10 protein-coding genes and 3 tRNA genes are annotated in these 13364 nt (G+C 70.9%); 10 read left to right on the top strand and 3 right to left on the bottom strand.

Annotated features, from left to right (window positions below; genetic code table 11):
- Window positions 1-190 precede the first annotated feature (190 nt).
- The 4 genes from ACGFR7_RS31340 (at window position 191) to ACGFR7_RS31325 (ending at window position 6320) form a co-directional block, all read left to right on the top strand.
- Window positions 191-1456, top strand: a complete 1266-nt coding sequence (locus ACGFR7_RS31340) for an NAD(P)/FAD-dependent oxidoreductase (protein ID WP_393325689.1) — start codon at window positions 191-193, stop codon at window positions 1454-1456.
- Window positions 1457-1465: 9 nt separating this feature from the next.
- On the top strand, window positions 1466-2566 hold the full coding sequence (locus tag ACGFR7_RS31335; protein ID WP_393325687.1) for a pyridoxal-phosphate dependent enzyme: 1101 nt from the start codon (window positions 1466-1468) through the stop codon (window positions 2564-2566).
- Window positions 2567-2927: 361 nt separating this feature from the next.
- On the top strand, window positions 2928-4844 hold the full coding sequence (dnaG, locus tag ACGFR7_RS31330) for a DNA primase (protein WP_393325685.1): 1917 nt from the start codon (window positions 2928-2930) through the stop codon (window positions 4842-4844).
- A 234-nt stretch (window positions 4845-5078) separates the two neighbouring features.
- Window positions 5079-6320 (top strand): RNA polymerase sigma factor, encoded by a 1242-nt coding sequence (locus ACGFR7_RS31325; RefSeq protein WP_393325777.1) that lies wholly within the window; start codon window positions 5079-5081, stop codon window positions 6318-6320.
- Window positions 6321-6511: 191 nt separating this feature from the next.
- Here the strand turns inward: ACGFR7_RS31325 and ACGFR7_RS31320 are convergent, their stop codons facing one another.
- Window positions 6512-7993 carry an FGGY family carbohydrate kinase gene (locus tag ACGFR7_RS31320; RefSeq protein ID WP_393325683.1) on the bottom strand — a complete coding sequence of 494 codons (1482 nt, stop codon included), beginning with the start codon at window positions 7991-7993 and terminating at the stop codon, window positions 6512-6514.
- Window positions 7994-8059: 66 nt separating this feature from the next.
- A complete protein-coding gene (locus ACGFR7_RS31315; protein ID WP_393325681.1) occupies window positions 8060-8359 on the bottom strand; it encodes a YtxH domain-containing protein in 300 nt (99 codons plus the stop codon).
- A 219-nt stretch (window positions 8360-8578) separates the two neighbouring features.
- Here ACGFR7_RS31315 and ACGFR7_RS31310 point away from each other — a divergent pair.
- The 5 genes from ACGFR7_RS31310 to ACGFR7_RS31290 all read left to right on the top strand — a co-directional run bounded on the left by ACGFR7_RS31310 (window position 8579) and on the right by ACGFR7_RS31290 (window position 10339).
- Window positions 8579-8651 (top strand) — tRNA-Asn (locus ACGFR7_RS31310).
- Window positions 8652-8656: 5 nt separating this feature from the next.
- A tRNA-Asn gene (locus ACGFR7_RS31305) sits at window positions 8657-8729 on the top strand.
- Window positions 8730-8907: 178 nt separating this feature from the next.
- Window positions 8908-8981: transfer RNA gene (locus ACGFR7_RS31300), tRNA-Ile, on the top strand.
- Window positions 8982-9710: 729 nt separating this feature from the next.
- Entirely contained in the window at window positions 9711-10076 is a 366-nt protein-coding gene (locus ACGFR7_RS31295) for a tyrosine-type recombinase/integrase (protein ID WP_393325680.1), read from the top strand.
- A gap of 98 nt (window positions 10077-10174) precedes the next feature.
- Window positions 10175-10339 (top strand): hypothetical protein, encoded by a 165-nt coding sequence (locus ACGFR7_RS31290; RefSeq protein ID WP_393325678.1) that lies wholly within the window; start codon window positions 10175-10177, stop codon window positions 10337-10339.
- Window positions 10340-11184: 845 nt separating this feature from the next.
- On the opposite strand, the gene ACGFR7_RS31285 is transcribed toward ACGFR7_RS31290, so the two are convergent.
- On the bottom strand, window positions 11185-11745 hold the full coding sequence (locus tag ACGFR7_RS31285; RefSeq protein ID WP_393325775.1) for a TetR/AcrR family transcriptional regulator C-terminal domain-containing protein: 561 nt from the start codon (window positions 11743-11745) through the stop codon (window positions 11185-11187).
- 79 nt (window positions 11746-11824) lie between these two features.
- Here ACGFR7_RS31285 and ACGFR7_RS31280 point away from each other — a divergent pair, with 79 nt between their 5' ends.
- Window positions 11825-13063: an FAD-dependent monooxygenase gene (locus ACGFR7_RS31280; RefSeq protein WP_393325773.1), complete on the top strand. Its 1239-nt coding sequence runs from the start codon at window positions 11825-11827 to the stop codon at window positions 13061-13063.
- Window positions 13064-13364: the final 301 nt, after the last annotated feature.

The raw sequence follows: 13364 nt of genomic DNA, 5'->3' as shown, positions 1-13364 counted from the left end.
CCGGCCGCAGTGCACGGGACACCCCGGTTCACCGGCGCACCAGGATCCCGCACCGACACCCCCGATCACCGGCGAACGGGAACGCCGGCGGCGCCGCGGGCATCAACGAGGGGGAGCAGACCGGGGCACACAGGGGGGCGATTACGGACGCGGACGCGGACGTACGGCACCGCAACGAGGAGGAAAACAAGTGGTCGACGCACACCAGACGTTCGTCATCGTCGGGGGTGGCCTGGCCGGCGCAAAGGCCGCGGAGACTCTCCGCGCGGAGGGATTCACCGGCCGGGTGATCCTCATCTGCGACGAGCGCGACCACCCGTACGAGCGCCCCCCGCTCTCCAAGGGGTTCCTGCTCGGGAAGGAAGAGCGCGACAGCGTTTTCGTCCATGAGCCCGCCTGGTACGCCCGGGCGCACATCGAACTGCATCTGGGCCAGCCCGCCGTCCGCCTCGACCCCGAGGCCAAGACCGTCCGCCTCGGCGACGGCACCCTGATCGCCTACGACAAGCTGCTGCTGGCCACCGGCGCCGAACCCCGCCGTCTGGACATCCCCGGCACCGGCCTGGCCGGCGTGCACCACCTGCGCCGCCTCGCCCACGCCGAACGGCTGCGCGGCGTACTGGCCTCCCTCGGCCGGGACAACGGCCATCTGGTCATCGCCGGCGCCGGCTGGGTCGGCCTGGAGGTTGCCGCGGCGGCCCGCTCCTACGGCGCCGAGGTGACCATCGTCGAGTCCGCGCCGACCCCGCTGCACGGCATCCTGGGCCCCGAACTCGGCGGCCTGTTCACCGATCTGCACCGCGAACACGGCGTCCGTTTCCACTTCGGGGCCCGCTTCACCGAGATCGTCGGACAGGACGGTGTGGTGCTCGCGGTGCGCACCGACGACGGCGAGGAGCATCCCGCCCACGACGTGCTCGCCGCGATCGGCGCCGCCCCGCGCACCGCGCTCGCCGAACAGGCCGGGCTGGACCTCGCCGACCCGGAGGCCGGCGGCGGGGTGGCCGTCGACGCGGCGCTGCGCACCTCCGACCCGTTCATCTACGCCGCCGGGGACGTCGCCGCCGCCGACCACCCCCTGCTGGACACCCGGTTGCGGGTCGAACACTGGGCCCACGCCCTCAACGGCGGCCCGGCCGCCGCGCGCGCCATGCTCGGCCAGGACATCAGCTACGACCGCGTCCCGTACTTCTTCTCCGACCAGTACGACATCGGCATGGAGTACTCCGGCTACGCCCCGCCCGGCTCCTACGAGCAGGTCGTCTGCCGCGGCGACGTCGCCAAGCGGGAGTTCATCGCCTTCTGGCTCGGCGCGGACGGCCGGCTGCTCGCGGGGATGAACGTCAACGTCTGGGACGTCGCCGAATCCATCCAGCAACTGATCCGCGGCGGGGCGCGGTTGCAGCCCGAGGCACTGGCCGATCCGGAGGTTCCGCTGGCCTCGCTGCTCCCGTAGCGTGCGCATATGACGCAGAACCCCCTTGGTTCCACCGGCTCCGGTTCCGGTTCTGGCTCCAGCTCCGGTTCCGGTTCTGGCTCCAGCTCCGGTTCCGGCAGCACCGCCGGCGTCCCGGCCGTCACCTTCGACGACGTCCGGGACGCCGCCCGGCGGCTGGCAGGCGTGGCCCACCGCACACCGGTCCTGCGTTCCCGCACCCTCGACGCGCTGACCGGCGCCGAGGTCCACCTCAAGTGCGAGAACTTCCAGCGGGTGGGGGCCTTCAAGTTCCGCGGCGCCTACAACGCCCTCTCCCGGCTCTCCGCGCAGCAACTGGCCCGCGGGGTCGCCGCCTACTCCTCCGGCAACCACGCCCAGGCCGTCGCCCTCGCCGCCCGGGAGCTGGGCAGCCACGCGGTCATCGTGATGCCCGAGGACGTCCCGGCATCCAAGAAGGACGCCACCGCCGGATACGGCGCCGAGATCATCACCTACGACCGGTACACCGAGGACCGCGTCGCCCTCGGCCGCAAGATCGCCGAGGAGCGCGGCCTCGTCCTGATCCCGCCGTACGAGCATCCGCACATCATCGCGGGCCAGGGCACCGCCGCCCTGGAGCTGATCGAGGAGACCGGCCCGCTCGACGCCCTGCTCGCCCCGGTCGGCGGGGGCGGGCTGATGGCCGGCGCCGCCACCGCCGCGACCGCCCTGGTCCCCGGCATCCGGATGATCGGCGTGGAGCCGGAGGCCGGCGACGACACCCGGCGCTCACTGGCCGCCGGCCACCGCGTCACCGTGCCCGTCCCGCGCACCATCGCCGACGGCCAGGCCGCCGAAATCCCCGGCGAGCTGACCTTCTCCATCAACCGGTGGCTGCTCGACTCGGTCGTCCTGGTCAGCGACGACGAGATCCGCGCGGCCATGAAGCTGGCCTTCGAACGCCTAAAGATCGTCATCGAGCCCAGCGGCGCCACCGCCCTGGCCGCCCTCCTCGCCGGGCACATCGACCTTCCCCCGGTGCCTGAACGCCCTGAACGACCTGGCCGATCCCCCCGCCCGCCCCGCGTCGGCGTCATCATCTCGGGTGGCAACGTGGGAGTGGAACGGTTTCGGGAACTCCTGGGGTGAGCGAGCGGCGAGGCCGCCGGGCGGGACGTCTCCGGGCGGGCTCCCGCCGGGCGGGAGGCCTCCGGGCGGGAGGCCGCCGGGCGGCACATCTCCGGGGAGGCTCCCTGGTTTCCGGCCCTCCTGGTCTGCGCCCCTCCGGCTGCTCCCCCGCCCCCTCCCCCCTCCTCCCCCTTCGGGGGAGGGGGCGGGGGTGGGTTCGGGGGTGGGGGGCAAGCCATCGGCGCTCGCGGACGCCTCCCGGCCACCGGCGGACGCCTCCCGGCCACCGGCGGACGCCTCCCGGCCACCCGCTGACGCCTCACCGGACACCCGGCAGCGCCTCCCGGCCAGGAGTGTCCGACCCCGGCCGTAGAATTCACGCGTGGCAGGCAGGATCAACGATGACGATGTGAAGGCGGTACGGGACGCGGTCCCGATCGACGCCGTCGTGTCCGAATACCTCCAGCTCCGCAACGCCGGCGGCGGCAACCTCAAGGGCCTGTGCCCCTTCCACGACGAGAAGTCCCCGTCCTTCCACGTCAGCCCGGCCAAGGGGCTCTACCACTGCTTCGGCTGCCAGGAGGGCGGCGACACCGTCGACTTCATCATGAAGCTCGACCACCTCTCCTTCGCCGAGACCATCGAGCGGCTGGCCTCCCAGGCCGGCATCACCCTGCGCTACGAGGAAGGCGGCTACACCCCCGGCCGCCAGCAGGGCGAGCGCACCCGCCTGGTGGAGGCCCACAAGGCCGCCGCCCAGTTCTACGTCGAGCAGCTGGACAGCCCCGAGGCCGAGATCGCCCGCACGTTCCTCGCCGAGCGCGGCTTCGACCAGGCCGCCGCCCAGCACTTCGGCGTCGGCTACAGCCCGGCCGGCTGGGACCACCTCACCCGCTTCCTGCGCGGGCGCCGCTTCAGCGACCAGGAGCTGGTCCTCGCCGGCCTCGCCCAGGAGGGCCGCCGCGGCCCCATCGACCGCTTCCGCGGCCGCCTGATGTGGCCGATCCGCGATATCGCCGGCGAGGTCGTCGGCTTCGGCGCCCGCAAGCTCCGCGACGACGACAACGGCCCCAAGTACCTCAACACCCCCGAGACCCCCATCTACCGCAAGTCCCACGTCCTCTACGGCATCGACCTCGCCAAGAAGGAGATCGCCAAGACCAACCGTGCGGTCGTCGTCGAGGGCTACACGGACGTCATGGCCTGCCATCTGGCCGGTGTCACCACCGCCATCGCCACCAGCGGCACGGCCTTCGGCGAAGGCCACATCAAGATCCTCCGCCGCCTCCTGATGGACAACGCCGGCTCCGAGGTCGTCTTCACCTTCGACGGCGACGCCGCGGGCCAGAAGGCCGCCCTGCGCGCCTTCGAGGACGACCAGAAGTTCGCCGCCGAGACCTCCATCGCCATCACCCCCGGCGGGATGGACCCCTGCGACCTGCGGCTCGCCAAGGGCGACGCGGCCGTCGCCGACCTCGTCGAGGCCCGCACCCCGCTCTTCGAGTTCGCGCTGCGCCATGTCGTCTCCCGGCACAACCTCGACACCACCGTCGGCCGCGCCGCCGCCCTCGACGAGGCCGCCCCCATCGTCGCGAACATCAAGAACAGCTCCATCCAGCACGAATCCGCCGTCCAGCTCGCCGGCATGCTCGGCATCCTGGACACCCAGTTCGTCGTCCGCCGCGTCAGCCAGCTCGCCCGCTGGGCCCGTGAGCGCGGCCGTGACGGCGGCCCCGAACAGGGCCGTCAGCAGCGCCGGGGCCAGCCCCCGGCCGCCGAGCAGGCCCGCCCCGCGCCCGGTCCGCGCGGCCCGGCGCTCAACCTCCGCAGCCCCGCCCACCGCGTCGAGCGAGAGCTGCTGAAGCTCGCGCTGCAGCGCCCCGACCTGGTCTCCCCGGCCTTCGACGCCTACGGTGCCGACGAGTTCACCGCCCCGCCCTACGCCGTGGTCCGCCAGTGCATCGAGGCCGCCGGCGGCGCCTCGGCGGGCGCCGCCGACAGCGCGTACGTCCCCCGGGTGCGGGAGGCCGCCCCCGACGACACCGTCCGCGCCATGGTCACCGAGCTCGCCGTCGAACCGCTGCACACCCGCCGCGACCCCGACGAGGCCTACGCCGGGGTCCAGTTGGTCGCCGTCCGCCTCGCCGCCGTCAACCGCCGCGTCACCGAAATCCGCGGCACCCTCCAGCGCCTCGGCCCCCGCGCAGACCCCGAACACCTCGCCGCCGTACAGAACGAACTCTGGGTCCTCCAGCAGTACGGCCAGTCCCTGCGCGAACGCGGCTACGCCGCCCTGTAGGACGTCCTGGCGGGGGGGGGCGTCCGGAACGATCCCCTGGAGCGCCCTGCGGGGCCTCCTAACACCCCCGGACACTCCCCGCGGTAGCCGTCCGGTCACGGACCGGACTCAAAAAGTGGTCGCACGCCCCTCGTGGCGGGAGTGTGTCGTACTCCACACTGAGAAGCGGTGCCTGAGTCCTCGGAGCGCGGCGGGCCCGGTCGCACCGCGCCGGAATCCCCCGCACAACCACTTGTGACGTTCGGGGCGGACAGCGGCCATGCCGCAACCGTGCCCGACCTTTCTGCCGCCTCAGCAGCGATCACCCTGGAGGTCGCCCCCGTGCAGACCCAGACCCTCGCCGACGCGCCGCCCGCCGCACAGCCGGTCACGGAACCGGACGCGCAACGGGATGCGGAACCCGAAGCGGAATCCGACGCGGAGCCCGAAGCGGAATCGTTCCCGGAGCCGTTCGCGGAACAGGTCCCGGACCCGCTCGCCGTGCCCCAGCAGGCCGAACCGCCAGCCGCCGAAATGATCATCGCGGAGATCGTCCCGGAGCCGGCACCGCGCCCCGAGGCCGGCAGTCCGTCCGCCGACCTCTTCCGCCAGTACCTCCGCGAGATCGGCCGGATCCCGCTGCTCACGGCCGCCGAGGAGGTCGAGCTGGCCCGCCGCGTCGAGGCCGGCCTCTTCGCCGAGGAGAAGCTCACCACCACCCCCGACCTCTCCTCCCAACTCTCCCACGATCTCGACCGGTTGGTGGTGCTGGGCCGGATGGCCAAGCGCCGCCTGATCGAGGCCAACCTGCGTCTGGTGGTCTCCGTCGCCAAGCGCTACATCGGCCGCGGGCTGACCATGCTCGACCTCGTCCAGGAGGGAAACCTCGGACTGATCCGTGCCGTCGAGAAATTCGACTACGCCCGCGGCTACAAGTTCTCCACCTACGCCACCTGGTGGATCCGCCAGGCGATGTCCCGCGCGCTGGCCGACCAGGCCCGGACCATCCGCGTCCCGGTCCATGTCGTCGAGCTGATCAACCGCGTGGTGCGGGTCCAGCGCCGGATGCTCCAGGAACGCGGCTACGAACCCACCCCCGAGGAGGTCGCCGCCCACCTCGACCTGACCGGGGAACGCGTCAGCGAGGTACTGCGGCTGGCCCAGGAGCCGGTCTCGCTGCACGCCCCCGTCGGCGAGGAGGAGGACGTCGCGCTCGGCGACCTCATCGAGGACGGCGACGCCGCCTCACCCGTCGAATCCGCCGCTTTCCTGCTGCTCCGCGAACACCTCGACGCGGTCCTGTCCACCCTCGGCGAACGTGAACGCAAGGTCGTCCAGCTCCGCTACGGCCTCGCCGACGGCCGCCCCCGCACCCTGGAGGAGATCGGCCGGATCTTCGGCGTCACCCGCGAACGCATACGGCAGATCGAGTCCAAGACCCTGGGCAAGCTCCGCGACCACGCCTTCGCCGACCAGCTCCGCGGCTACCTCGACTGAGACAACCCGGGCCACGGCGCCGCGGGACCACGGGAACACCGGGCTGCCGGGCCGCGGGAGCGCCGGAGGCCGGGCCGCGGGAACACCGGACCGCCGGCCCGCGGGAGCAGCGCCGGACTGCCCGGCCGCGGAAACACCGGACTGCTGCCGCCGGAACACCGGGCCACTGGGCTACCGGGCCGCTGCCGGACTCACGCCGACCGCTGGAACGCCCCGGGATGGATCTCGTCGCGCACCGTCGTGTACTGCTGGCGCACGGCCTGCCCGACCGGCAGCTCCTCACCGGGCTCGAAGACCTGGCTCGCGGCGGCCGGCCACTGCGGCGGATCGACCCGTGCGGCCCCGCCGCCCGCGCCCGCCTCCGCCCCGGGAGCCGGGGTGAGCGTGCCGTGTGCCACCCCCCACGCCCAGGCCGCCTGCCGCGCCGCGCCCAGCGCCGCGTAGTCGGCCGGCTGCGGCACCACGACCGGCACCCCGAACAGCCCCGGGGCCACCGCCTGCACGGCACCCAGCTCGGCGGCCGCACCCAGCAGGAACACCCGGCGCACCGCCACGCCCCGCCCGCGCAGCACATCCAGCGCGTCCGCCAGCCCGCAGAGCATGCCTTCCACGGCCGCCCGCGCCATGTGCTCCGGCTTCATGCTCTCCCGGCGCATCCCGTGCAACGACCCGGCGGTGTGCGGCAGATGCGGCGTCCGCTCGCCCTCCAGATACGGCAGCAGCACCATGCCGTACGCACCGGGCGAGGACTTCAGCGCCAGCTCGGACAGGCCCTCCAGGTCCGTCCCCAGCATCTCCGCCGCACCGCGCAGCACCCGCACGGCGTTGCTGGTGTGCACGACGGGCAGATGCCGGCCGGTCGCGTCCGCGAACGAGCTGATCGTCCCGGTCGGGTCGGCCAGCGCCTCGTGATGGATCCCGAACACCGACCCCGAGGCGCCCAGCGACACCACGGCGTCACCCTCCCCGACACCGAGCCCGAAGGCCGCCGCCATCGTCTCGCCCGTACCCGCCGAGATCAGCAGCCCCTCCGGGGTGAACCCGGCCGTCCCCGACGGGCTCAGCACTTCCGGCAGCCGCACCTGATGACCCAGCGCCAGCTCCACCAGGTCCGGCCGGTAGGTCTCGGTCGCCGCCGACCAGAAGCCCGTCGCCGAGGCCCCGCCGCGGTCCGTCGTACGCCGCGCGGGACGCCCCAGCAGCTGCCACGCCAGCCAGTCGTGCGGCTGCATGATCTCCGCGATCCGGGCCGCATGCGCCGGCTCCGTACGCGCCAGCCAGCGCATCTTCGTCACCGCATGCGTCGCCTGCGGCACCGCCCCGACGGCCTGCGCCCACGCGCTGCGCCCGCCCAGCGAGTCGATCAGCTCCGCGGCCGCGCTCTGCGCCCGCTTGTCATTGCCCACCAGCGCGGGGCGTACGAGGTTGCCCTCGACGTCCAGCGGGACCAGACCGTGCGGCTGCGCCGAGACACCGATCGCCTGCACCCCTTCGAGCAGCCCCCGGCCCGCCGCCTCGCCGAGTGAGATCAGCCACGCCTGCGGATCGGCCTCGGGCCCCTTCTCGACGGGGTGCGGCGCATACCCCTGCCTGATGACGGCACCTGTGTCCGCATCGCAGACGACGATCCGTGTGCTCTCGGACGAACTGTCCAATCCGGCGACTATCCCCATGCACCCAGATGATGCCCCATACGACGCATAGGAGCAGCGTCAGGGCTGGCCGCCGGGCGCCCCGGCTCAGGTATTGCTCGTACCCCAGTCGTCCTCGTCGGGGGAACGCTGCTCGCGCAGCGAGCGGACCCGCGCGCTGACCGAGCCCGGCAGCCGGTCGCCGACCTTGGCCGACACCGTCCCGAACGCCTTCGACGCCGCGTCGCGCCCGGTCAGCGCGGCGGACTCCGCGGTGTTCCGGACCGCCGGATTCCGCGTGACCCGCTGGGCGGCCTTGCGGAGCTGCTCGTACCGTTCCCGGCCGGCCCGTGCGCCGAGCACATACCCCGTGGCCAGTCCCGCGATGAACGTGAGCCGGTAGCGCATTGCTCCACCCTTCCTCTCGTCGGACCCCTCCGGTGCCGGTACGCACCCGAGCGTCTGGCTGTGACGCGCGCCTACCCTCCGGGGCCGGAGATCACCCGAGGTGACCTGAGGCGATACCGATTGGCGGAGCACCCCCCTGCTTGCGCTAATGTATGTGTCGCAGCGAACGCGCGCCGTCCGGAGCCCCGGACTGCGGTGCATTCGAGGCACACAGAGCAATCCCCTGTAGCTCAATTGGCAGAGCAGCCGGCTGTTAACCGGCAGGTTACTGGTTCGAGTCCAGTCGGGGGAGCTCGGTCCCCTGTAGCTCAATTGGCAGAGCATTCGGCTGTTAACCGGAGGGTTACTGGTTCGAGTCCAGTCGGGGGAGCAGAGAGAAGAGGGCCCCGGAAGGGGCCCTTTTTCTTGTGCCATGGAACCGAACGACCCGTGATCGAAGTCCTCTTGGGCGTGCGTGGTCGCGCGACGGCAACCCTCACGGGCAACAGATCGTATGAGCGGCTATGCTGCGGCAGACGGCGCGCACAAATGTGCGCGACGCGCCGTGGGGGGCGGTAGCTCAGCCGGTTAGAGCAGCGGACTCATAATCCGTCGGCCGTGGGTTCGAGTCCCACCCGCCCCACTACAACTGAATCGCCATGACCTGCGGAAAGGTCGCCATCACGCTAGCGCCGGCGAGGCCGTCGCCACACCGTCGCCACACCGAGGCCCCGTAGGCTCACCCTTATGGCGTCCATCAAGACCGACGAGGCGAAGTCCGGAGACCGCTCCTACGCCGTGGTGTGGCGCGCCGGGGGCTCCCGACTGGCAGAGCGAACTCTTCGACGATCCGAACCCGGCTGAGCGCAGCCGCGACTTGGTCAACGGTCACGGACAGCGGTGGCCGCCCGGGTGGGTCAAGGGAGAAGGGTTCGTTGACCCGGACGAGTCTCCTGCGCCGGACTCGGGGAAGTTCCTGGTATACGCCCCTGCCTACGTGCGGCTGTGGACGGATATATCCGACCACACCCGAACGAACTACACGAAGTTCATTGATAACCACATGGCTCCGTGGTTCGGGGAACTGTCGGTCTCGACCGCGGGGTCAAGCTCACCCGCCTGCCAAAGGGGACCGGCACCGAGGACGACGAGGTGTTCCTCGAACCCGGGGAGTACGCCCTTCCGCGGGCACACCTTCGTGCTGATGCCGTGGACATGTTGATGCTCCGGTGAGCACCTGTCTCCGGTGGGGCGAGGTCACGGCTTTGCAGCCCCGGGACTTCACGTTTGTGTCCAAGAGGCCGACCTCCGCGTGCAGCGAGCGTGGAAGCGGCGGGGTGAGGGTGGGACGTTCCTCGGTGCCCCGAAGGCGATGAAGTCACGGCGGACCCTGGTGCTCACGCCTGAGCAGGTGCAGATGTTCCCACGGCGTTGCTTGGGCAAGAAGCCGTCCGACCTCATCTTCACGGCCCCTGAAGGGGGCGCCTGGCACTCCGGGGTGTTCCACGCCCACCGCTGGAAGCCCGCCTTGAACGCTGCCGGCCTCGCTGGCCTCACTGAGCGCCCGCGTATTCACGACCTTCGCCACACCCATGCTTCGCTCATCACCGGCAAGGTCCCGCTGCCGGTGATCCAAGCCCGACTCGGGCACGAGTCGATCACCACCACCGTCGACCGGTACGGGGCTCCTCTTGGAGTCTTCGGACGCCGGAGTAGTTGCAGCCGTCCGCAGGTGTGACAGACCGTTGGAGTGTCGCCCCCCACCCGAGGCGAGGGATGACGCCGTGCGCGAGCTGATACCCGTACAGGTGACCCGGTACCGTCCCGCGTCGGGTCTTGCCCGGCCGCGAGGCCGCCCTGGATGGCATCGCCCACGCCGCCGCGCCGATGATCGACAAGGTCATCGACAAACTCGAAGACGGCATCAAGAGAACAGCGACACATCTTGACGAGAAAATGGTCGGCGGCGTCAAGAAAATGAAACTGAATCATCGCGAATGATGACAATATCGCGACCGAGATTTAGGGTATCGGCAAGAAGTCGCACGGTAACGCGCCGACGTATAGCCGGCGCCACACCGGTGCGTCCGCGAGTGACTGGCGCAGTCGCCCTGTCTGTAACTCTGATGCGGGCGACGGTTCCATGTCGCCGGCGCTCTCGCAGTGGTTCCGGATCCACTGCGTCGCGGCGCGGGTTGCGTGCTCCGGGCCGCGAGCAGTCGTCCTGATCTCGCCGAGGAGGTCCCCGCCGTGCCGGGTCTGGACGCCGATGGCCCAATGGCTGCCGCTGTAGCGGGTGCCGTGGGCGAAGACGGCGGCGGTGTCGTCGTGGAACGTGTCGAGGGGATGGCCGGCGGTCGGTGGGGGTGGCCGGTGGTCGGTAGGGATGGCCGGTGGTTGGTGGGGGAGCGAGACCGAGGGTGCACTCGCGCCACGTTGCTCGGCAGGTGGAGCAGCTGCGGTTCCCTGCGCGGCAGCGGTGAGTGCATCCATCGGCGGCGCACGCACGCTCCGGGTAACGATGCCGTGAGCAGTACCTGCTGCCGGCTGACGTGAACTCCGCGCCGCAGTCGGGCTCTTTGCAGGTGGCAGCCCGCATTCGGTGACGGCACAAAAGCGGTTGGTGGCCCTGTACACGTGGTTGCAGGGCGGTTCCTCCGTATTGACCACGAGCGTTGTTGGCATTCCCGCCAAGGGGCTCTGGTCTCCTGCGGGGCTGGGGCCTCGGAGCGGTTTCCGCGGTGACCCGTGTGTGGTGATGGTTTGTGGTGATGGTCCTCGCGCTGGCCCGCGGAGGTACGGCGGGCTCGCGCGGGCAGGACGCGGCAGACAGGCAGGTCCGGCTTCTATGCCGTGATGCGCGGGGTCAAGCCGTCCACAATGAGGGAAAGTCCCGCCTCGAACGCCGATTCGGGATCGATCAGTGGCGTGTCGGCCGGTAGGTCCGGGCCGTCGCCGAGGCCGGAGTCCGCCTGTTCTTCCAGGACGGTGCCGACCGTGAAGCGGCCGGCCGTCAGCATCGCCATCTGCGCGTCGTGCTCGGGCACGCCGGAGTCGACGAGGAAAGACATCTTGTGGCGGATCCGGTCGAGGTCTGCGGTGGGCGTGGAGCCGGCATGGAGGCGTGCGCCATCGCGGCGCATCAGCAGGGTGCGCCTGAAGCTGCGGGTGTTCTCCAGGAACCATTCGCGCCAGTCGTCCTCGGGCGTCGGCAGCGGTGCGTTCGCATGGGGCGCCATCGCGGCCTGCGCCATGGCGGCCAGGAGGTCCTTCTTGGTGCGGAAGTGCCAGTACAGCGAGGGCTGCTCGACGCCCAGTCGCTTCGCCAGTTGCCGCGTGCTGACGGCGTCCAGGCCGACCTCGTCGAGCAGGTCGAGCGCCTCGGCGACCACGGTCTCACGGTTCATCTTCGTCACGTTGACAATCTATCGCTGATAGATAACTCTGAAAAGGAATCATTCACTGATAGATTTTGAAGTGGTGGACATGACACAGGGTTCGGGAACGCGATCCTTACGAGTCCTCATCGCCGGCGGCGGAGTCGCGGGGCAGGCGCTGGCCTTCTGGCTGACGCGGGGCGGCCACCGGGTGACCGTCGCCGAACGCTTCCCCGCGCTGCGGGCCACCGGTGCCCAGGTCGACCTCCGGGGTCAGGGCATCGAGGTCGTCCGCCGCATGGGACTCCTCGACGACGTCCGGGGCAAGCTCGTGGACGAGAAGGGCGTCGCCTTCGTCGACGCCCGCGGCAAGGCCAAAGCGACGATCATGGCCAACACCTCCGGGCAGGGCCGCCAGACACTGACGTCCGAGTACGAGATCATGCGCGGCGACCTGGTACGCATCCTCCACGATGCGACCAAGCGCGACGCCGAGTACGTCTTCGGCACGAGCGTGGACGGTTTCGAGCAGGACGAGCACAAGGTCGTCGCGCACTTCTCAGACGGGTCGTCCGGCGAGTTCGACCTCCTGGTCGGCGCGGACGGACAAGGATCACGCATCCGCCGGGCGGTCCTCCCCGAGGGCTTCGACCCGTATTGGCGGGTCGGCATCCACATGGCGTACTGGTTCGTCCCGCGCATCGATTCCGACAGCAACATCCGGGACACCTATATGGTCCCGGGCGGCCGTCAGATCATGCGCCGCAGCCACAATCCGACCGAGACCCAGGTCTACTTCGTGATGCGCGAAGAATCCGAGGAAGCCTCGGCGATCCACCGGGAACCCGTCGAGCGTCAGCAGGAGTTCTGGGCGAGCAGGTTCCGCGACGCCGGATGGCAGACCGAGCGCTTCATCGGGGGTATGAAGACCAGCCCCTTCTTCTACTCCCAGGAGATCGCCCAGGTGCGCACCGACACCTGGTCCAAGGGCCGCGTGGTCCTGGCCGGGGACGCCGCGCACTGTGCTTCCCCCTACAGCGGCATGGGAATCTCCGGCGGCTTGGTCGGCGCCTACGTCCTGGCCGACGAGATCAATCGGCACCCGGACGATCTGCCGACCGCACTGGTGACCTACGACACCGTGCTGCGGCCCTTCGTCAACCACATCCAGGCCGAGGTCAATCCGCGACTCCTGCGCCTGGGCATGCCGATGACCCGGCGCGCTGTCGACGCCTTCCAGGCGGTCACCGCACTGGCTTGCCTCTTGCGCATCCCCGGCCTCGTCGCGCGATGGTCGAAGGAGGACCGCGGCGGCGACTGGCAGCTCCCCCGCGCACGACAGAGCTGAGTGCGGCCCAAGAACAAGCCCGGCACGTCCGCGCGTTCGGGAAGACGCTCATCCAGCTACAGGGTGACCAGCTCCCGCAATGGATCAAAACGACTCCGACGCCGTGATCACACCGGCCACACCAGGATCGTGGCACTGCGGCCGTCCCGGCGGGCTCCCCGGAGCAGGACGCTCAGGCCGTGGAGCCCTGGTGCGAGCCAGTCGTGAAGGCGCGGATGCCGGGTGCTGCCTCGCGCAGGCTCGCGAAGCGGCGGTGCACCCCCTCTACCCGGGCTGAAAGGGCCCGCCAAGCCGACCGGTC

The organism is Streptomyces sp. NPDC048516 (assembly GCF_043199875.1).
GTDB lineage: Bacteria > Actinomycetota > Actinomycetes > Streptomycetales > Streptomycetaceae > Streptomyces.
The sequence above is the reverse complement of the archived record's forward strand: the minus strand, read 5'-3'. Positions and strand labels throughout refer to the sequence as shown.